Source organism: Mycobacteroides abscessus ATCC 19977 (assembly GCF_000069185.1).
In the GTDB taxonomy this organism is placed as follows: Bacteria; Actinomycetota; Actinomycetes; order Mycobacteriales; family Mycobacteriaceae; genus Mycobacterium; species Mycobacterium abscessus.
Window position 1 is genome coordinate 163591 of sequence record NC_010397.1, and the last position, 21833, is coordinate 185423.

At 64.8% G+C, this 21833-nt stretch carries 13 protein-coding genes; 12 read left to right on the plus strand and 1 reads right to left on the minus strand.

The annotated features are described in order from the left end of the window. Positions 1-148 precede the first annotated feature (148 nt). A complete protein-coding gene (locus MAB_RS01000; protein ID WP_005112886.1) occupies positions 149-964 on the minus strand; it encodes a hypothetical protein in 816 nt (271 codons plus the stop codon). Between the two features lie 275 nt (positions 965-1239). Here MAB_RS01000 and glf point away from each other — a divergent pair, with 275 nt between their 5' ends. The 12 genes from glf to MAB_RS01060 all read left to right on the plus strand — a co-directional run bounded on the left by glf (position 1240) and on the right by MAB_RS01060 (position 21808). Then, positions 1240-2478 (plus strand): UDP-galactopyranose mutase, encoded by a 1239-nt coding sequence (glf, locus tag MAB_RS01005; RefSeq protein ID WP_005096115.1) that lies wholly within the window; start codon positions 1240-1242, stop codon positions 2476-2478. Next, a complete protein-coding gene (locus tag MAB_RS01010; RefSeq protein WP_005112887.1) occupies positions 2471-4423 on the plus strand; it encodes a glycosyltransferase in 1953 nt (650 codons plus the stop codon). The genes glf and MAB_RS01010 overlap by 8 nt, the downstream gene beginning before the upstream one ends. After that, entirely contained in the window at positions 4420-4983 is a 564-nt protein-coding gene (locus MAB_RS01015) for a phosphatase PAP2 family protein (RefSeq protein WP_005062953.1), read from the plus strand. The genes MAB_RS01010 and MAB_RS01015 overlap by 4 nt, the downstream gene beginning before the upstream one ends. Beyond that, positions 4980-5894 (plus strand): decaprenyl-phosphate phosphoribosyltransferase, encoded by a 915-nt coding sequence (locus tag MAB_RS01020; protein ID WP_005084084.1) that lies wholly within the window; start codon positions 4980-4982, stop codon positions 5892-5894. The genes MAB_RS01015 and MAB_RS01020 overlap by 4 nt, the downstream gene beginning before the upstream one ends. Before the next feature lie 13 nt (positions 5895-5907). Then, a complete protein-coding gene (aftB, locus tag MAB_RS01025) occupies positions 5908-7893 on the plus strand; it encodes a terminal beta-(1->2)-arabinofuranosyltransferase (protein WP_005091969.1) in 1986 nt (661 codons plus the stop codon). Positions 7894-8083: 190 nt separating this feature from the next. Continuing rightward, complete coding sequence (locus MAB_RS01030; protein ID WP_005091136.1) at positions 8084-9058, plus strand: esterase family protein; 975 nt, start codon at positions 8084-8086, stop codon at positions 9056-9058. 77 nt (positions 9059-9135) lie between these two features. Then, positions 9136-10137 (plus strand): esterase family protein, encoded by a 1002-nt coding sequence (locus MAB_RS01035; protein WP_005072330.1) that lies wholly within the window; start codon positions 9136-9138, stop codon positions 10135-10137. Between the two features lie 257 nt (positions 10138-10394). After that, entirely contained in the window at positions 10395-11372 is a 978-nt protein-coding gene (locus MAB_RS01040; protein ID WP_005072332.1) for an alpha/beta hydrolase, read from the plus strand. Positions 11373-11612: 240 nt separating this feature from the next. After that, positions 11613-12623, plus strand: a complete 1011-nt coding sequence (culp6, locus tag MAB_RS01045; RefSeq protein WP_005084076.1) for a carboxylesterase Culp6 — start codon at positions 11613-11615, stop codon at positions 12621-12623. A 303-nt stretch (positions 12624-12926) separates the two neighbouring features. Then, positions 12927-14840: a long-chain-fatty-acid--AMP ligase FadD32 gene (gene fadD32 / locus MAB_RS01050; protein WP_005112890.1), complete on the plus strand. Its 1914-nt coding sequence runs from the start codon at positions 12927-12929 to the stop codon at positions 14838-14840. 50 nt (positions 14841-14890) lie between these two features. Then, positions 14891-20239, plus strand: a complete 5349-nt coding sequence (pks13, locus tag MAB_RS01055) for a polyketide synthase Pks13 (protein WP_005112891.1) — start codon at positions 14891-14893, stop codon at positions 20237-20239. Between the two features lie 15 nt (positions 20240-20254). Beyond that, positions 20255-21808: an acyl-CoA carboxylase subunit beta gene (locus tag MAB_RS01060; RefSeq protein WP_005084071.1), complete on the plus strand. Its 1554-nt coding sequence runs from the start codon at positions 20255-20257 to the stop codon at positions 21806-21808. The last annotated feature ends 25 nt before the right edge of the window (positions 21809-21833 follow it).

Genomic DNA, 21833 nt, shown 5'->3' on the forward strand with positions numbered 1-21833 from the left:
AGGGATGTTACGTATGGGACAAATGTGACTAGTGATTCGACACGCGTCAATCATCGATCTTGATGTTTGACGGGTGGATCACACGCAACGACACCGCAGAGCCTCTGTGCCCTGCGGTGCCGTTTCGCTACCTAGCTTGTGTATCGACCTAGCTGGCCGGAGGCGGAGCCGCCGCGGAGGCGGCCGCCGGGATGGCGCCCTTGATCAGATCAACCGCCTGGGTGATGCCCAGCTGGTTGACCGCGCCCATGGCGTCGCTGATCAGGCTGCTGCCGCCGCCCAATCCGCTGCCACCGCCGAGCCCGGTGGGCGTACCGAGGCCCGCCAGCGAGGGGTCGGCCAGGGCCGGGTTGGTCAGGCCGGTACCCAGCGCCGGGTTCGGCGTGATGGGGACCTCGCCACCGGGGGACGTGAGCCCCGCGGCCGGATCGGTCAGCGCCGGGTTCACACCCGTCGCACCGGTGCCCGCGGCGGGAGTCAGTCCCGGGGTGCTGGCGGGAGCGGCCGGGTTGGTCAGACCGGGGTTGGTGAGCGCCGGGTCGGTAAGACTCGGTGTGGTGGAGCCGCTCGGGCTGGTCAGGCCGGGGTTGGTCAGCGCCGGGTTCGTCAGTGACGATGACGGGGAAGTCAACCCGCCGGGCGTGGTGAGGCCACCAGGAGAGGTGAGGGCAGGGTTGGCGCCGCCCAGGCTGCCGAGTCCGCCACCGCCCAAGCCGGGGATGTTGAGACCGGAGAGCCCGGGGATCTGGACGCCGAACTGTGAAGTCATCTGCTGGACCGCGCCCATGACCTCTCCGGGCAGGTCCGACACGATCGCGGCCTGCACGAATTCCTGCTGGGAAGGCGCGGGCGCGGCTGCTTGGGTCATGTTGGTCGCGAGGGCAATGGCAAACGGACTTGCGACGGCCAGCGCGGCGACCGAGCTCAAGGCTGTCGAAAGCCGGCGGCGGCGACGATTAGGCACGGAAGTCTCCTCAATATCGGGTCGATCACTTATGGTCTTCTGCGGTTTTGCGTGTGCTATCACGGGATTTCCCCGCGGGTGTCGGATCGGCGGATCGGCACCGGAACCGACGCATTCGATGGTAACCAGAGTTACTGGTGTGACTAGTGGGACGAAATCAAATCGTGAGCTAATCGCGACCGGATCCGTATCTGCGAACCTCGGCCCATTCGTGTTTCCCGGGCCGGATGTCGCTGTCAGGGGCTGGTGGTGCCGGTCCAGTACCCTGACTGCACGTGACCGCCGATGAGCCGCTTGCGCGAAGAGCAGACAGCGGAGAAAACCAGCAGTTCGATCTGATCGTCGTCGGATCCGGGTTTTTCGGCCTCACTATCGCTGAGCGTGCCGCAACCCAACTCGATAAGCGGGTGCTCGTCGTCGAGCGCCGCCACCACATCGGGGGTAACGCCTACTCCGAGCCGGAGCCGCAGACGGGTATAGAGGTACACAAGTACGGCGCCCATCTGTTCCACACCTCTAATAAGAGGGTCTGGGATTACGTACGCCAGTTCACCGAGTTCACCGGGTACCAGCACCGCGTCTTCGCCATGCACCAGGGGCAGTCCTACCAGTTCCCGCTGGGTCTGGGGCTGGTGTCGCAGTTCTTCGGCCGCTACTTCACCCCCGACGAGGCGCGTGCCCTCATCGCCGAGCAGGCCGCCGAGATCACTACCGCCGATGCCGCCAACCTGGAGGAAAAGGCGATCTCACTGATCGGGCGCCCGCTGTACGAGGCGTTCGTCAAGCACTACACCGCCAAGCAGTGGCAGACCGATCCTGTGGACTTACCGGCCGCGGTCATCAATCGCCTGCCCGTGCGCTACACCTTTGACAACCGGTACTTCAACGACACCTACGAGGGCCTGCCCGTCGACGGATACACAGCGTGGCTGCAGAACATGGCTGCCGACGATCGGATCGAGGTGCGCCTGGACACCGATTGGTTCCAGGTGCGCGCGGACCTGCGCGCCGCGAACCCGGCGGCGCCGGTCGTGTACACCGGACCGCTGGATCGCTACTTCGACTATGCCGAAGGTCGATTAGGCTGGCGCACACTGGATTTCGAGGTTGAAGTGCTTGACACCGGCGATTTCCAGGGCACCCCGGTGATGAACTACAACGACGCCGACGTGCCCTACACCCGGATCCACGAGTTCCGCCATTTCCATCCGGAACGGGCCTACCCGACCGACAAGACCGTGATCATGCGGGAGTTCTCGCGGTTCGCCGAGGGCACCGACGAGCCGTATTACCCGATCAACACCGAATCCGATCGGGCCATCCTGGCGGCCTACCGCACCCGCGCGAAGCAGGAGACAGCCTCGGCGAAGGTGCTGTTCGGCGGCCGGCTGGGTACCTATCAGTATCTCGACATGCACATGGCGATCGCCAGTGCGCTGAGCATGTACGACAACGTGCTGGCGCCGCATCTGGCCGACGGTGCGCCCTTGTCCGGAGGTGACGACAATGAGTGATATTCCATTCGGCCCCATCGATTCGACCGAATCACACGCGGTGAGCCTGCTGTCCCGGGTGATCCTGCCCAGGCCCGGTGAACCTCTCGACGTGCGCAAGCTCTACATCGTCGAGTCCGACACCAATGACCGGCGTGCGCACCCGCCCACCCGTACCTCGTTGGAGATCGGCTCGGAATCCGAGGTTTCCTTCGCCACCTACTTCAACGCGTTCCCGGCGAGCTATTGGCGACGCTGGTCCACGCTGGAGAACGTGGTGCTGCACATCGAGCTGACCGGCTCCGGCCGTATCGACGTGTACCGCACCAAGGCCACCGGGGCGCGAATCACCGTGGGCGGCACCCAGTTCAGTGGCGACAATGCGGTTATCGAATTCGAGATCGGTCTGGATGCCTTCGAAGACGGCGGCTGGATCTGGTTCGACATCACCACGGACAGCGACGTCACGCTGCACAACGCGGGCTGGTACTCGCCGACCGCCGCGCCCGGCCGGGCCAGCATTGCCGTCGGAATACCCACCTTCAACCGGCCGAATGACTGCGTGAACGCGCTGAAGGCCCTTACCTCGGATCCTTTGGTGGACAAGGTGATCACCGCTGTCATCGTTCCGGATCAGGGCACCAAGAAGGTCAAGGACCACCCGGAATGGGCGGCCGCCTCCGGTCCGCTGGAGGGCCGGCTGCGGGTGCATGACCAGCCCAACCTCGGTGGTTCGGGCGGCTACAGCCGGGTCATGTACGAGGCGCTCAAGAACACCGACTGCGAGCAGATCCTCTATATGGATGACGATATCCGCATCGAGCCGGATTCGATCCTGCGGGCCTTGGCGCTCAATCGATTTGCCAAGTCCCCGATGCTTGTCGGCGGTCAGATGCTCAATCTGCAGGAGCCCTCGCACCTGCACGTGATGGGCGAGGTCGTCAATCGTGACAACTTCATGTGGACCAACGCGCCGTTCGCCGAATACGACCACGACTTCGCCAAGTTCGTGCTCGACGACATCGAACAAGACCGCAGCAAGCTGTTGCACCGCCGCATCGACGTCGACTTCAACGGCTGGTGGATGTGCATGATCCCCCGCGCTGTCGCCGAGGAGCTGGGCCAACCGTTGCCGCTGTTCATCAAGTGGGATGACGCCGAGTACGGGCTTCGCGCCAACGAGCACGGCTACGGCACGGCGTCGATGCCGGGTACCGCGATCTGGCACATGGCGTGGAGCGACAAGGACGACGCCATCGACTGGCAGGCCTACTTCCACTTGCGTAACCGATTGGTGGTTGCTGCCCTGCATTGGGACAACAACATTCGCGGTTTGTTGGGCAGCATGATCAAGGCCACCATCAAACACCTGATGTGCCTGGAGTACTCGACGGTCGCCATCCAGAACCGGGCCATCGACGACTTCCTGGCCGGGCCGGAGCACATCGCCTCCATCTTGGAGTCGGCGATGCCCGAGGTACGGGCGCTGCGCCAGGAATTCCCGGATGCCGTGGTGCTGCCGACCGCTACCTCGCTGCCGGTGCCGTCGGGACGCCGTAAGGTACACAGGCCGCCAGTATCGTTGCCTGCCATCGGATTCCGCCTGTCGCGGGGCGTTATCCACCAGCTGACCAAGGAAAACCCCGCGCATCATGTGCGTCCGCAACTGAACGTCGCGACCCAGGACGCCCGCTGGTTCCTGCTGTGCGGGATGGACGGCGTCACGGTCACCACCGCCGACGGGCGGGGTGTGGTGTACCGCCAGCGCGACCGCGCCAGGATGTTCGAACTGCTGCGCGGGTCGCTGCGCCGCAACCTGCAGCTGATGCGTAGTTTCAACAAGATGCGCAAGACCTACCGCAAGGCGTTGCCGACACTGACCAGTAAAGAACAGTGGGAGAACATCCTTGGGATCGGCAAGGACAACCCGGCGCCTCAATCCATGAACCCCGGGGTGAGTGCATGACAGGTCCGCTGCCGGGCGAGGTCACCGCGCCTCAGGGAGAAACCGCGGTTCTCGTCGCCGTGCAGTCGGCCCTCGGCGGGCGTCCCGGAGTCCTCAGCACCGCGCGTGGTCTCTCGCATTTCGGCGAGCACAGCATCGGCTGGGTCGCCGCCGGGCTGATCGGCGCGGCCATCAACAGGCGAGACAAGCCTCGCCGGCGCAGTTGGCTGGCGGCGGGTGCGGGTGCCTTCGGCGCGCATGCCGCGTCGGTCATCATCAAGCGGCTGGTGCGTCGCCGCCGTCCGAGCCATGAGGCGGTGAGGGTGAACGTGAGTACCCCGAGCCGGCTCAGTTTCCCCTCGTCGCATGCCACCTCGACCGCGGCCGCGGCGGTGCTTTTCGCACCGCTGACCGGGTTGCCATTACCCGCCCTGCTGATTCCGCCGATGGCGTTGTCGCGGCTGGTTCTCGGCGTGCACTACCCCACAGATGTGGCCGCGGGCGCCGCGCTCGGTGCACTGATCGGCGCGGCCGTTCGCCGGGCGGACTCTCGTCTGGCGCTCAAGGAGGAACAGCGATGAGTGAGGAAGCAGCTCCGACCGTGGGGCCGCCCAAGAACCTTGTCTCGGGGATCGTCAAGGCGGTCCGCCCTCGGCAGTGGGTGAAGAACATCCTGGTCTTCGCGGCGCCGTTGGCGGCCCTCGGCGACATTCCGCCGCACGACTACCGCACGGTTTTCACCAAGGTCGCGATTGCATTCGTAGTGTTCAGCATGGCGGCGTCGTCGATCTACCTGATCAACGACGCCCGCGATGTCGAAGCCGACCGCCAGCACCCCACCAAGCGCTTCCGGCCGATTGCCGCGGGGGTGCTGCCCGTACCGGCCGCCTATGGGCTTTCGGTGGTGCTGGCCGCCGGATCCCTGGCCATCGCGTCACAGGTCAATGCGAACCTCGTGGTGGTCATCGCGATCTACATCGCAATCCAGCTGGGTTACTGCTTCGGCCTGAAACACCAACCAGTCATCGACATCTGCATTGTGTCGTCGGCCTACCTGATCCGTGCCATCGCCGGAGGTGTGGCCGCCGGTGTGTATCTGTCGCAGTGGTTCTTGCTGATCATGGCCTTTGGATCGCTCATGATGACCGCGGGTAAGCGCTACGCCGAGCTGCAGATCGTGGAGAAGACCGGCGCGAAGATCCGCAAGTCGCTCGAGGGATACACCGCGAGCTACCTGAGATTCGTCTGGACCTTGGCCGCCACAGCCGTTGTGGTCTGTTACGGGCTGTGGGCCTTCGAACGCGACCACCGGGCCGGCTCCTGGTTTGTGGCTTCGATGATTCCGTTCACCATCGCGGTGCTGCGTTACGCGGTGGACGTCGACGGGGGCGAGGCGGGGGAGCCCGAGGAGATCGCTCTGGGGGACAGGGTGCTTCAGTTCCTGTTCGTCGCATGGATCGGATCGCTCGGTGCGGCCTTCTACTTCTCCTGAGCGGCCACGGGCCGTGGGCCCCAGTAATGGGCTGACTCGCTTCACGGTGTGGGTCAGCGTCCTCACCGTGACCGTGCTGTTCGGGTGGGGCGCCTGGCAGCGGCGCTGGATCGCCGATGACGGGCTCATCGTGCTGCGCACCGTGCGAAATCTGCTGGCGGGCAACGGGCCCGTCTTCAACAAGGGAGAGCGCGTAGAGGCCAATACCTCCACGCTGTGGACATACCTGACCTATCTGGGCGGTTGGGCCGGGGGCGGCATGCGCCTGGAATACGTGGCGCTGACCTTGTCACTGGTCCTGAGCCTGGTGGGTGTGGCCTTGGCCATCCTGGGCACCGCCCGGCTGTACGCTCCTCTTCTTGCCGGGCGTGCGGCCGTGATGGTTCCAGCGGGGATGCTGGTGTACATCGCGATCCCGCCGGCGCGTGACTTCGCCACCTCCGGCCTCGAAAACGGTTTGGTGCTGGCGTATTTGGGTGGGCTGTGGCTCATGATGGTGAAGTGGGCGCAGGCCGTGCGCACGCCGGTGACCCTTGATCGGCGCGGTGGCCCACACCAGCCGGTGGATCCGCGGATCGTTCACGCCCAGAGAGATCAGCGGGACGTTCTCAGCAGGCGATTCACGGTGGGGCTGGCCTTCCTCGCCGGCCTGAGCGTGCTGATTCGCCCGGAGCTGGCGCTCATCGGCGGCGGCTTCCTGGTGATGATGCTGGTTGCCGCCCGCGGATTCATGAGCCGGATATGGATCGTGGTCGCCGGTGGCGCACTGCCCGTGCTCTACCAGATTTTCCGGATGGGCTACTACGGCCTCTTGGTGCCCAGCACAGCGATCGCCAAGGATGCCTCGGGTTCCAAGTGGGGGCAGGGGTTCGTCTACCTGCAGAACATGAACTCCCCGTACCTGATCTGGATTCCGGCGGTATTGCTCATCGCGCTGGGTGTGGCCGCCTACCAGGCCCGCCGCGGGCAGTGGTGGGTGCGGCAGGTGGCGGCTCCCGGTTACGGCTGGTTGGCTCGCCTCGTGCAAAACCCTACGGCCGTCGTCGTTTTCATGCTCGTGAGCGGATTTGTTCAGGGTGTGTACTGGATCCGCCAGGGTGGGGACTTCATGCACGCCCGGGTGTTGTTGACCCCCGTGTTCTGCATGTTGCTTCCGATCTCGGTGGTTCCGCTGGCAGCTCCCGATAGCGCGGCCTTCACCCCCAAGAAGGCGCGTCTGCTCACAGCGGCCACCATCGGGTTGTTCGCCGGTATCGCGGGCTGGTCCGTCTGGGTGGCCAACTCGCCGGGCATGGCAGGTGACGGCACCAAGGTCACCTATAGCGGCATCGTCGATGAGCGCCGTTTCTACGCGCAGGCCACAGGTGTCGCCCACCCGCTGACCGCAGCGGACTATCTCAACTACCCCCGCATGCGGGCGGTGCTGGTGGCGATCGACAACACCCCCGACGGCGCGCTGTTACTTCCATCGGGGAACTACGACCAATGGGATGTGGCACCGGCGATCCCGCCACCGCCGCCGATCCCGCACGGGTACCGCGGACCACATGCGGTGCTGTTCACCAACCTGGGCATGCTCGGCATGAACCTGGGCCTGGACGTACGGATCGTGGATCAGATCGGTTTGGCTAACCCGCTGGCCGCGCATACCGCGCGTATCACCGATGGGCGCATCGGCCACGACAAAAACCTGTTCCCGGACTGGATGATCGCCGACGGGCCGTGGCTCAAGCGTTATCCCTATATCCCCAGGTACATCGATCAAGACTGGGTGGCCGAGGCCGTCGAGGCGCTGAAATGTCCGCAGACCGACGCCATGCTCAGTGCGGTGCGCAAACCGTTGTCGCCGCGGTTGTTCGTGTCCAACATGCTGCACTCCTATGAGTTCACGACCTATCGGATCGATCGTGTGCCGCGCTTTGAACTGGCGCGATGCGGTCTGCCGATGCCGAAGCTGGACACTCCTTCGTACACCGGGCTGCCGGCAACCGGTCCGTAGGGTGTTCGTGCCCGGCCCCTCGAGGCGGCCGCCGTCGTGTCTGATTTGTGATCCCAATTAGGTAACGACGCGGCCCCGTCATGGCGATACGAAGACGACGTTGTCGGACACTTCAGGCGCAACGTTGCGTGACAGAAGTGCCCAGTGTGACTCCTGTGAATTCCTCTATATGAAACGGATGGACCCCCAGATGAGCGTGCGCGTGAAAGCCCGCCGCGTGCTGTCGGCCCTGTTAGCGGCGTTTGTGATGCCCGTGTCGATGGCTGCGGCCATGACGATCAACCCCGCCACCGCGCATGCCTTCTCGCGCGAGGGGCTCCCGGTCGAGTACCTGGATGTCTATTCCAATTCGATGGGTCGCAACATTCGCGTCGAATTCCAGGGCGGCGGGCCCAAGGCCGTCTATTTGCTGGACGGGCTGCGTGCCCAGGACGACTTCAACGGCTGGGATATCAACACCGCGGCGTTCGAATGGTTCTACCAATCGGGAATTTCGGTCGTCATGCCCGTGGGTGGACAGTCGAGCTTCTACACCGACTGGTATTCGCCGTCGGCGCTCAACAAGCAGCCCTACACGTACAAGTGGGAAACATTCCTCACGCAGGAACTGCCCGCCTACCTCGCCACCAATAAGCAGATATCGGCCACCGGTAACGGCGTCGTCGGGCTGTCGATGAGTGGCGGTGCCGCGCTGATCCTGGCCGCGTTCCACCCGGCGCAGTTCCGGTTCGCCGGTTCGCTTTCCGGCTTCCTCAACCCGTCGACCATCTTCATGACCAACGCGATCCGGGTCGCCATGCTCGATGCGGGCAGCTACAGCGTGGACAACATGTGGGGGCCGCCGTGGGATCCGGCATGGCGCCGCAACGACCCCACCGTGCAGGCGCAGGCGCTGGTCGCGGCCGGCACTCGCCTCTATATCTATTGCGCGCCAGGTGGTTCGACGCCGATCGATGACAACACCGATGCCGGTGTGGCCCTGAGCGCCAGCAGTCTGGAGTCGCTGGCGGTGGCCGGTAACAAGGCATTCCAGCAGGCGTACACCGCCGCGGGCGGAAGGAACGCCAACTTTGTCTTCCCCGCGTCCGGGAACCACTCCTGGCCGTATTGGGGACAGCAACTGCAGGCCCTCAAGGGTGATCTGATTGCCACGCTTAACGGCTAAGATCCCGGGGCACCTTGGGAAGGTCCGCAGGCGCACGTAGTGGGAAATCGATTGAGACAGATGGGAAAACGAAGTAAATGAAGCTCTTTTCGAAGATGCGTGGTGCCTTGGCGCGTCAGTCGGCGCGCCGGATTGCGGTAGCGGCCACGGCCGTCGCAGTCTTGCCCGGTGTGGCGGGCATCGTCGGCGGTACGGCGCTGACTCCGGTTGCGGGCGCCTTCTCACGTCCCGGGCTTCCGGTCGAGTACCTGCAGGTGCCGTCGGCGTCGATGGGCCGTGAGATCAAGGTTCAGTTCCAGCCCGGTGGCGCCAAGGCCGTCTACCTGCTGGACGGTCTGCGTGCGCGCGATGACTTCAGCGGTTGGGACATCGAGACCACGGCGTTCGAGGACTACTACCAGTCCGGTATCTCCATGGTCATGCCCGTCGGTGGTCAGTCCAGCTTCTACACGGACTGGTACAACCCGGCCAAGGGCAAGGACGGCGTGTGGACCTACAAGTGGGAAACCTTCACCACTCAGGAACTCCCGGCGTATCTTGCTGCGAACAAGGGTATTTCGCAGACCGGTAATGCGGTCGTCGGTCTGTCGATGGGTGCCTCGGCGGCGCTGACCCTGTCGATCTACCACCCGCAGCTGTTCGTCTACGCCGGTGCGCTCTCGGGCTTCCTGAACCCGTCGGACATGAAGTTCCAGATCGGCCTCGCCATGGGTGACGCCGGTGGCTTCAGCGCCTCCGACATGTGGGGCCCGGACAGCGATCCGGCCTGGCAGCGCAACGACCCGTTCCTGAACATCCAGAAGATCATCGACAACGGCACTCGCCTGTGGATCTACTGCGGTACCGGTGATTCCACCGATCTGGACGCCACGCGTAACGGCTTCGAGAACTTCACCGGTGGTTTCCTCGAGGGCATGGCCATCGGTTCGAACAAGAAGTTCGTCGAGGCGTACACCGCGGCCGGTGGCAAGAACGCACACATCGAGTTTCCTCCGGGCGGTATCCACAACTGGACCTACTGGGGTCAGCAGTTGCGGGCCATGAAGCCTGACATGGTCGCGTACCTGCAGAGCCACTAGGCATAAGCAGTACAAAGAGCGGTGGTCACTCTCCGTGGAGGGGGGTGGCCACCGCTCTTTTTGTCTTCGCCGGGTTGTGTCTCGGTAAAACATCGGTCCGGTTGCGGTGCGCCAACAACCGCGAAACAACGCCGAGGGGATGTGTTGACAGTCCCCCTGATGTGGTTGACTACCTCGGGAACCCCAGGGGCGTCCATCGGGATGTCCATCGGCCTGACATGTGTAACGCCGATTGAAGTAGACGGGATACTGAGGGAATGAAGCTCTTTTCACAATTGCGCGGTAAGACCGCGCGTCGACTTGCCACTGTGGCCGCAGCTGCGGCCGTTCTGCCTGGATTCATCGGTGTCGCCGGTGGTTCCGCGGTCGCCAACGCGTTCTCGCGCCCGGGTCTTCCGGTCGAGTACCTGCAGGTGCCCTCGGCGGCCATGAACACCAGCATCAAGGTCCAGTTCCAGAACGGTGGCGCCAAGTCCGTCTACCTGCTGGACGGTCTGCGTGCGCGCGATGACTTCAGCGGCTGGGACATCGAGACCACGGCGTTCGAGGACTACTACCAGTCCGGTATCTCCGTCGTCATGCCCGTCGGCGGCCAGTCCAGCTGGTACACCGACTGGTACCAGCCGGCCAAGGGTAAGGATGGCGTCTTCACCTACAAGTGGGAGACCTTCCTGACCCAGGAGCTGCCCGCCTTCCTGGCCAACCAGGGGCTGTCCAAGACCGGTAACGCGGTTGTCGGTCTGTCGATGGGTGCCGCTTCTGCCCTGAACCTCGCGAACTACCACCCACAGCAGTTCATTTACGCCGGTGCGCTCTCGGGCTTCCTGCACCCGGCCGACATGAAGGGCCAGATCGGTATGGCCATGGGCGACGCCGGTGGCTTCAACCCGCAGGACATGTGGGGCCCCGACAGCGACCCGGCCTGGGTTCGTAACGACCCGTTCCTGAACATCGACCGGACGGTGGCCAACGGCACTCGCCTGTGGATCTACTGCGGTAGCGGTGACGCCACCGACCTGGACGCCACGCGTAACGGCTTCGAGAACTTCACCGGTGGTTTCCTCGAGGGCATGGCCATCGGCTCGAACAAGCAGTACGTCGATGCCTACACCGCTGCCGGCGGCAAGAACGCCCATGTGGAGTTCCCCCCGGGTGGTCTGCACAACTGGACCTACTGGGGCAACCAGCTCAAGGCCATGAAGTCCGACATGGTGGGCTACCTGCAGAGCCACTAGGCGCAAGAGCAATCTCGGGCGGCGGCGGCCACTCTGTCTCAGGACAGGTGGCCGCCGCCGTCGTCATTTCGGGGGGGGACTGGCCGATGGGCCACAATCACGTAACGAATTCTGTGCTGTGGCGATCATTTGCGCAGGTGCGAGGCGCATCGGTTCGGTAGCCTCGCTCGGTGTTGCCGGTACCTTGGAGCAAGCGAGAGCACGCTGCGAGACCGCACGTCAAGAATGGCCAGGAGACACATGCCCAAGAGCTCGAACAGTAAACGGCACCGGATTCTCGGTATGGCCGCGGCGCTGGCCGTCGCCGTCGTCGTCATTCTGGTGATCGCGATCGTCGTGGTCATCGTCCGCAGGCCCGCAGACGTCACGCCGGGTGCGCAGGTGCCGGTTACCACGACGCCGCCGTTGACGCGGCCGGGCCAGAAGCCCAGGCCGGCCTTCCAGAGCGCAGACTGCCCCGACGTGCAGGCGCTGATCATCCCGGGCACCTGGGAGTCGTCCCGCACGGACGACCCCCTTAATCCGACAGAGTTTCCGCGCTCATTGCTGCTGAACGTGTCCCGGCCCATCAGCGAGAAGTTTGACAAGGCCCGGCTGCAGACCTGGACGGTGCCCTACACCGCCCAGTTCCATAACCCCTTCGCGAACGACAACCAGATGTCATACAACGACAGCCGCAAGGAGGGCACCGACCGGGCCGTCAAGCAGCTCTCCGAGATGTATGACCGGTGCCCGCTCACCAGCTACGTCATCATCGGTTTCTCGCAGGGCGCGGTGATCGCCGGTGATATCGCCAATCAGATAGGTAACGGTGAGGGGCCCGTGGACCAGGATCTGGTGCTGGGCGTGACATTGATCGCCGATGGCCGTCGCCAGGATGGCGTGGGGCAGTCACCCGGACCGAACCCGCCCGGGCAGGGCGCGGAGGTCACTCTCGGGGACCTGGGTGTGCTGGATTCCTTCGGGCTGAAAATGACGGGCCCGCGCCCCGGCGGGTTCGGCGAGCTCAACGACCGCACCAACCAGATCTGTGGCACCGGCGACCTGATCTGTGCGGCGCCTCCGGACGCGTTCAACATCTCCAACCTGGGTAAGACGCTGGACATTCTCTCTGGCGGGGCGGGCGCACCCGTGCACGCGCTGTACGCCACGCCGGAGTTCTGGCAGATTGACGGCAACGCCGCGACGGTATGGACCACCAACTGGGCCGAGGGGCTCATTGAGAACGCTCCCCACCCGAAGCACGGATGATCGCCTGACAAGCGTTGATGTCATCTTCACAACAGGACGCCAAGATATTTGGCTGGCGCGGTACGCTCACCTAAGATTAAGAGAAAAATAAGACTGCAAGCCGTTCGCGGGCCCGAGTGATTTTGGTTGGCCGACGCCGACCGATAATCTCGTCGCGAATGGCCGCCTGAGCTGCCGTAGTACGCGATTGCCTCTCGGTACGATCATCGAGGATTTGACGTTCGCCCCGATGTCATGTCGGCGTGCACGAACTGTTCAGGCCCGCGAACCGCGCATCCGCGCCGTCACAGGAGAGAAGTACACATGGCGTTCGACAACCCGTTCCTTGACTCGGCGGGTCATATCAAGTTCCCGGAGGACGGGAGCATCGTCGGGCACGTTGAGGGCTTCGCGCAGTCACAGGGTGAGAGCCTGGCGTACCGTTTCCTGGACTTTTCCACGGAGCGTGATGGCGCGTATATCGACATCACGTGGGCGCAGTTCGGTGCGCGTAACCGTGCGGTGGCGGCGCGTCTGCAGCAGGTGACCAAGCCGGGTGACCGTGTGGCCATCTTGGCTCCGCAGAGCCTTGATTACTTGGTGGCACATTTCGGTGCGCTGTACGCCGGCGCGATTTCGGTGCCGTTGTTCGATCCGAGCGAGGCTGGTCATGCCGGGCGCCTGCATGCGGTGCTCGATGATTGCCAGCCTTCGGCGGTGTTGACCACCACCGATTGTGCCGAGGGGGTGCGCAAGTTCTTCCGCAATCGCCCGCCCAAGGAGCGCCCCCGTGTCATCGCGGTCGATGCGATTCCCAACGATGTGGGGTCGACCTGGGTCGAGCCGGTGGCGACCAAGGACACCATCGCGTATCTGCAGTACACCTCGGGCTCGACCCGGGCCCCCGCCGGTGTGCAGATCACTCACCTCAATGTGGCCACCAACCTGCTGCAGCTGATCGACGCGCTGTCCGCGCAAGAAGGCGCGCAGGGACACGAGGCGCTGCGTGGCTGCACCTGGCTGCCGTTCTTCCATGACATGGGCTTGATCACCGTGATGGTGCCGTCGATGCTCGGCAAGCACATGACCGTGATGAGTCCGGCGGCGTTTATTCGCCGTCCACTGCGCTGGTTGCGGGAAATGGCCGTCAAGGGCGAGGACCGTGGTGGTAGCTTCTCGGCGCTGCCGAACTTCGCCTTCGAGCATTGCGCGTTGCGCGGTGTGCCCAAGGAGGGCGAACCGCCGCTGGACCTGTCGAACATCCACTCGATCATCAATGGGTCCGAGCCGGTGTCGACGGCGTCGCTGAAGAAGTTCTGCGACGCCTTCGAACCGTACGGTTTTGATCCCAAGGCGATTCACCCCTCGTACGGCATGGCCGAGGCCACCTTGTTCGTCTCCTCGACCATCTGGAACACCGAACCGGCGCGGGTGCTGCACGTGGACCGCACCGAGCTCAATGCCGGGCGCATCGTGCAGGTGGCCCCGGGCGCAGAGAACTCGCTGACTCAGGTCTCCAGTGGCCGCATGGCCCGCGATGAGTGGGCGGTGATCGTCGACGGCGAGAGTGCCTCGGAGGTGCCCGACGGTCAGATCGGCCAGATCTGGTTGCACGGCAACAACATTGGCTCGGGCTACTGGGGCCGCCCGGAAGAGACCCGCGAAGCGTTCCAGAACACCCTCAAATCACGCATCCCGGCATCGCATGCCGAGGGCGCTCCGGACGACGCCAACTGGCTCAACACCGGTGACCTCGGAGTATGGGTCGATGGCGAGCTGTACATCACCGGTCGCGTCAAGGACCTGATCATCGTCGACGGCCGCAACCACTACCCCCAAGACATCGAATACACCGCACAAGAAGCCAACAAGGCACTGCGCCCGGGATATGTCGCGGCCTTCTCGGTGCCGGCCAACCAGTTGCCGCAGGTGGTTTTCGACAATCCGCACGCCGGTTTGAAATACGACCCGGAGGATTCCTCCGAGCAGCTGGTCATCATCGGCGAGCGCAGCGTGGGCGGCCACAAGTCCGACAACCAAGCTGTCGGTGACGACGTGCGCGCCGCGGTCGCGGTACGCCACGGCGTCACCGTGCGCGATGTGCTGCTGGTCCCGGCGGGCTCGATCGCCCGGACCTCCAGCGGCAAGATCGCCCGCAGCGCCGCTCGAACCAGCTACCTGGACGGCAGCCTGCGCGGCGGCTACCAGCAGACCGCATTCCCCGACGACCGGCAGTAGGCGATCCAGCATCGCCTCGCCATCCGATACTCCGGAGATAGGCCTCGAACATGACTGATACTCAACAGGATTCGACACCAGAGACCAGCCTGGAAACCCCAGCTCCGGAGGTAGCGGCACCGACCGGCGGTGCCGGGCTGACCGTGCCCGAAATGCGCGAATGGCTGCGCAATTGGATCGCCAAGGCCACCGGGGTGAGCCCGGACCGTATCGACGACTCGGCGCCGATGGTCGAGATGGGTCTGTCCTCACGCGACGCCGTCGCGATGGCCGCCGACATCGAGGACCTCACCGGGGTCACCCTCACGGCCACCGTGGCCTTTCAGCACCCCACCATCGAGTCGCTGGCCACCCGCATCATCGAGGGCGAGCCCGAGGTGCCGGATGCCGGCGACGAGGACTGGTCGCGCGACCCGAAGATCGCCGCGGGCGAATTCGATATCGCGGTGGTCGGCCTGTCGGCGCGTCTGCCCGGCGACGTCAACAGCCCGGCGCAGCTGTGGGAGGCGCTGCTGGAGGGCCGCGACGCCATCACCGATCTGCCCGAGGGCCGGTGGGAAGAGTTCACCGCCGAGCCGCGTATTGCCGAGCGTGTGGCTCAGGCCGCCACCCGCGGTGGATATCTCAAGGACATCAAGGGATTCGACGCCGAGTTCTTCACGCTGTCCAAGATGGAAGCCGACAACATGGATCCGCAGCAGCGGATCGCGCTGGAATTGACTTGGGAGGCACTGGAAAACGCCCGTATTCCGGCATCCAGCCTCAAGGGTGAGAGCGTCGGTGTGTACATCGGTAGCTCCAACAATGACTACAGCTACTTGTCGGTGGCCGATCCCACCGTCACCCATCCGTACGCCATCACCGGTAACGCGAGTTCGATTATCGCGAACCGGGTTTCGTACTTCTATGACTTCCGTGGCCCGAGCGTCGCCGTCGACACGGCATGTTCCTCGTCGCTGGTCGCGGTGCACCAAGGGGTGAAGGCCCTGCGCTCCGGTGAGGCCGATGTCGTGGTGGCCGGTGGCGTCAACGCACTCATCACGCCTGTGGTGACGGTCGGGTTCGACGAGGTCGGCGGCGTGCTGGCGCCCGATGGCCGGATCAAGTCCTTCTCGCAGGATGCCAACGGGTACAGCCGGTCCGAGGGCGGCGGCATGCTGGTGCTGAAGCGTCTCTCGGACGCGCGCCGCGACGGCGACCCGATCATGGCGATCATCGCGGGTTCGGCCGTCAACCACGACGGACGCTCCAACGGCCTGCTGGCCCCCAACCCGGATGCCCAGGCCGAGGTGCTGCGCAAGGCCTACAAGGACGCCGGAATCGACCCCCGCAGTGTCGATGTCATCGAGGCGCACGGCACCGGCACCATCCTGGGCGACCCGATCGAGGCCGATGGGCTCGGGCGTGTGGTCGGCCGTGGCCGCGACGCCGACAAGCCCGCGCTGCTGGGCTCGGCGAAGTCGAACTTCGGACATCTGGAGTCCGCGGCCGGCGCCGCCAGCCTCTCGAAGATCGTGCTTGCCTTGCAGAACAACAAGGTTCCGCCGTCGATCAACTACACCGGCCCCAACCCGTATATCGACTTCGACGCGATTCATCTGAAGGTTGTCGATCAGGTCTCCGAATGGCCGCGCTACAGCGGGCACGCCATCGCGGGCGTCTCCGGCTTCGGTTTCGGTGGAGCCAACGCCCACATCGTGGTGCGCGAAGTGCTGCCGATCGACCTGGTCGAACCCAGCGAAAGCACTGAGCCGGAGTCCGACGACGCCGACACCAACGGCAAACATGCGGTGGCAGAGGCGGATACCGCTGACGGCGACGAATTCTCCGTCTCGCGCTTTGACGAGTACGGCGAGTTCACCGGCGGCTATTCCGATGAGCCGTACGAGCTGCCCGGCCTGACCGATGAGGCCAAGCGGCTCAAGGAAGAGGGGCTGGCGGCGCTCGCTGCCGAAGAGCCGGTCGCTCCGGTTGTGCCGCTGTTCATCTCGGGCTTCCTGTCCTCACGCAAGAAGGCCGCCGCGGCGGCGCTGGCGGACTGGATGGAGACCGAAGAGGGGCAGTCTTACTCACTGGAGTCCATCGGGCGCTCGTTGTCGCGCCGCAACCATGGCCGCTCCCGCGCCGTGGTGCTGGCCCACGATCACGAGGAGGCCATCAAGGGCCTTCGTGCGGTGGCCGAGGGCAAGCAGAAGCCGTACGTGTACTCCGCGGACGGGCCGGTGAGCAATGGCCCGGTATGGGTGATGGCCGGTTTCGGAGCCCAGCACCGCAAGATGGGCAAGAGCCTGTACCTGCGCGATCCGATCTTCGCCGAGTGGATCGACAAGGTCGACTCGTACGTGCAGGAAGAGCGTGGTTACTCCGTCGTCGAGCTCATCCTCGACGATTCGCACGAGTACGGCATCGAGACCAGTAACATCGCCATCTTCGCGATCCAGATCGGGCTCGGCGAGGTGCTCAAGGCGCATGGCGCCAAGCCCACCGCGGTGATCGGACAGTCGCTGGGCGAGCCCGCGTCGGCCTATTTCGCGGGCGGGCTGTCGCTCGCCGACGCGACACGTGTCATCTGCTCGCGCGCCCATTTGATGGGTGAGGGCGAGGCGATGCTGTTCGGCGACTACATCCGGCTGATGGCGCTGGTCGAATACTCGGCCGACGAACTCAAGACGGTGTTCGCCGACTTCCCCGATCTGGAAGTGTGCGTGTATGCCGCGCCGTCGCAGACCGTCATCGGTGGTCCGCCGGCGCAGGTTGACGCGATAGTGGCCCGCTGCGAGGCGGAAGGCAAGTTCGCGCGCAAGCTGCAGACCAAGGGCGCGGGCCATACGTCGCAGATGGATCCGCTGCTCGGCGAATTCGCCGCCGAACTGCAGGGGATCGAGCCGATGTCCCCGAAGATCGGCATCTTCTCGACGGTCCACGAGGGCACCTTCATCCGCGGCGGCGGGGAGCCGGTCCACGATGTGGACTACTGGAAGAAGGGGATGCGGCACTCGGTCTACTTCACCCATGGCACCCGCAACGCCGTGGACGCCGGGCACACCACCTTCCTGGAGCTGGCGCCAAACCCGGTGGCGCTCATGCAGGTTGGGCTAACGACCATGGCGTCGGGGCTGCCGGACGCGCAGCTCATCGCGACCCTCGCCCGCAAGGAGGACGAGGTCGAGTCCATGGTCAAGGCCATGGCGCAGCTGTACGTGCACGGTCACGCGCTGGACCCGCGCACGCTGTTCAGCAGGGCGGCCAAGTCTTCCGACTACGCGCCGATCCCCGCCACCGAGTTCAAACGCAAGCCGCACTGGCTGCCCGCGCATTTCAGTGCCGACGGATCGACCCGCATCCCGGGTACGCATGTGTCGCTGCCCGACGGTAAGCATGTATGGGAGTGGAGTCCGCGGGAGGTCGCCGGCGTCGACTTCGCTGAACTGGTCAAAACCGCTGCGACATCGGTGCTTCCGGGCGCTCAGCTCACCGCGTTTGAGCAGCGCGCCATCCCGGGCGAAGGTTCCACGCTGGTGACCACGCTCTCCCGGCACCCGGGCGGGGCCACCGTGCAGGTGCACGCCCGCATCGGGGAATCGTTCACGCTCGTCTATGACGCGGTGGTGTCGCGTGCCGGTCAGGGTGGCGCACTGCCGTTCGCGACTGCCGCGGGGGTTGCCACCAACGGCAGCGCCGTGGTGAGTGCCTCTGCGGCGCCTTCCCATGCGGTTGCCGTCGTGGAAGAGGAAGTGCCCGAAGAGATTCACGACAACCTGCTGTCCGGAGCAGGCGCGGGCGCCGACTTCAAGAAATGGAGCAAGGAGTCCGGCGAGCCGGTCATCGACCGGTTGGCCACCATCGTGTCGATGGCCATGGGTTACGAGCCCGAGGACGTGCCACGCGAGGTGCCGTTGATCGAGCTGGGTCTGGATTCACTGATGGCCGTGCGGATCAAGAATCGCGTCGAGTTCGACTTCGACCTGCCGCCGATTCAGCTGCAGGCCGTGCGCGACGCGAACCTGCTGGACGTCGAGCGACTGGTCATCTATGCCTTGGAGAACCCGGACGCCGTGCACGAGTTGCACGACTACCAGCAGACCGACGAGTTCAAGGCGGCCGCGCCGACCGGCGGCATGCTGTCGAAGGCCGATATCGAGGCGGCCCTGACCGCGGGTGCGGCCGAGTCGGTTCCGGCTGAGGTGCCCGCCGCGGAGCCGGCTGCCGATAGCGCACCCCCCGCCATCGCTCAGGAAGCGACGATCTCGGCGGAGACAAGTGAATTGGCCAAGGCCGCGGCCGCCATGAACCAGGAAGCCATTGCCGAGGCGCTCAATGCCGATGTGCCGCCGCGTGATGCGGCCGAGCGGGTGGCGTTCGCGACGTGGGCCATCGTCACCGGCGAGTCGCCGGGCAGCATCTTCAACGCACTGCCCAAGATCGACGATGCGACGGCCGAGAAGTTGGCCGAACGTCTGTCGCAGCGCGCTGACGGCGAAATTCCGGCCGAGGAGGTCAAGCTCGCGCCGACCATCGAAGCCCTTGGCGAGGTAGTCCGCAGCAGGCTCGAAGCAGGCAAGATCGACGGCTTTGTGCGGACCCTGGCACCCCGCCAGGAAGGCTCCACGGCGGTTCCCGTATTCGTGTTCCATCCCGCCGGTGGCTCGACCGTCGTCTACGAACCATTGCTGAAGCGTCTGCCCGAGGGCACGCCGATGTTCGGCTTCGAGCGGGTCGAGGGCACCATCGAGGAGCGGGCCGCCAAGTACGTACCCAAGCTGATGGAACTGCACGACGGCCCGTTCATCCTGGCCGGGTGGTCTCTCGGTGCAGTGCTGGCGTACGCCTGTGCGGTCGGCCTCAAGGAGGCCGGCGCCGAGGTCGCATGGGTCGGCAACATCGACGGTGTACGCCCCGGGACTCCGATCTTGCAGACCAAGGAAGAGACCCGGAAACGCTGGGACCGTTATGCGGCATTCGCCCAGAAGACGTTCAACGTCGAGATCCCGGCCATCCCGTATGAGCAGCTGGAGGAGCTCGACGACGCGGGCCAGGTGACGTTCGTGCTGGAGGCGGTCAAGGCCAGCGGTGTGCAGATTCCGGGCGGAATCATCGAGCACCAGCGCACGTCGTATCTCGACCAGCGGGCTATTGACACGTCCACCCCGGTGAAGTTCGACGGGCACATGACGCTCTACATGGCCGACCGCTACCACGATGACGCCATCACGTTCGAGCCCGCGTACGCGACCCGCCAGCCCGACGGCGGTTGGGGTGAGTTCGTCTCCGACCTCGAGGTCGTTCCGGTCGGCGGTGAGCACATCCAGGTCATCGACGAACCGATCATCGCTAAGGTCGGTGCTCATATGAGTCAGGCGCTGCGGACCATCAACGCCCAACAGGCCCAGCAGGCTTAGAAAGGTTCAGACACTGTGCCACCACACACAACTGCGGAGAAGCTCGCCGACCTGCGTGAGCGGATTGCGCTCACCCGCGAGCCGGGTGATGCCAAGGCCATCGCCAGGCGCGACAAGAAGGGCATCCCGAGTGCCCGCGCCCGCATCGACGCGCTGCTCGACAAGGGCAGTTTCTTGGAACTCGACGCGTTCGCCCGCACTCCCGGTGATGCCAACGCGCCGTACACCGATGGTGTGGTCACCGGTCTGGGGCGCATCGACGGCCGCCCCGTCGCGGTGTTTTCACACGACCAGACCGTGTACCAGGGCAGCGTCGGTGAGATGTTCGGCCGCAAGGTTGCCAAGCTCATGGAATGGGCGGCGACCAACGGATGCCCGGTGATCGGCATCAACGATTCGGCGGGCGCCCGCATCCAGGACACCGCCACGTCGTTGGCCTGGTACGCCGAATTGGGCCGCCGTCACGAGCTGCTGCGCGGCACGGTGCCCGAGATCTCGATCATTCTGGGCAAGTGCGCCGGTGGTGCCGTGTACTCACCGATCCAGACCGATCTGTTGGTGGCGGTCCGCGACCAGGGCTACATGTTCATCACCGGGCCTGACGTCATCAAGGACGTCACCGGCGAGGACGTGAGCTTCGACGAGCTCGGTGGGGCCGACGTACAGGCTCAGCGCGGCAACATCCACAAGGTCGTCGAGGACGAGGCCGCCGCGTTCCAGTACGTGCGGGACTACCTGAGCTTCCTGCCCTCCAACACCTTCGATTACCCGCCGATCGTCAACCCGGGCCTGGAGCCGGAAATCACCGAGGACGATCTGTATCTCGACACGTTCATCCCCGATAGCGACAACCAGGGTTACGACATGATGGAGATCCTGCTGAGGATCTTCGATGACGGCGACATCTTCGAGATCTCCGAGCAGCGTGGTCCCGCGATGATCACGGCGTTCGCGCGGGTCGACGGGCACCCGGTGGGAGTGATCGCCAACCAGCCGCTGCAGATGGCGGGCGCTGTCGACACCGATGCCTCCGACAAGGCCGCCAGCTTCATCCGTTTCTGCGACGCGTACAACCTGCCGCTGGTGTTCGTGGTCGACACGCCGGGCGCGCTACCCGGTGTGTCGGAGGAGAAGAACGGCATCATCAAGAAGGGTGGCCGTTTCTTCAACGCGGTGGTGGAAGCCGATGTGCCCAAGGTGACCATCATTACCCGCAAGGCCTACGGCGGTGGGTATGCGGTGATGGGTTCCAAGCAGCTCTCGGCCGACCTGAACTATGTTTGGCCGACCGCACGTATCGCGGTGATCGGTGCCGAGGGCGCCGCGCAGCTGCTGGTGAAGCGCTTCCCGGACCCGACGGCACCCGAGGTGCAGAAGATCCGGGCGGACTTCATCGAGGGCTACAACAAGAATCTGGCGACGCCGTGGATCGCGGCCGAGCGCGGTTATATCGATGGCGTCATCGAGCCGCACCAGACCCGTCTATTGCTACGTAAGTCGCTGAAGCTGTTGCGGGACAAGCAGAAGCATGATCGCATGCAGCGTAAGCACGGTCTGACCCCAATCTAAGGATTCATCGCACGAAGGCCCCGTA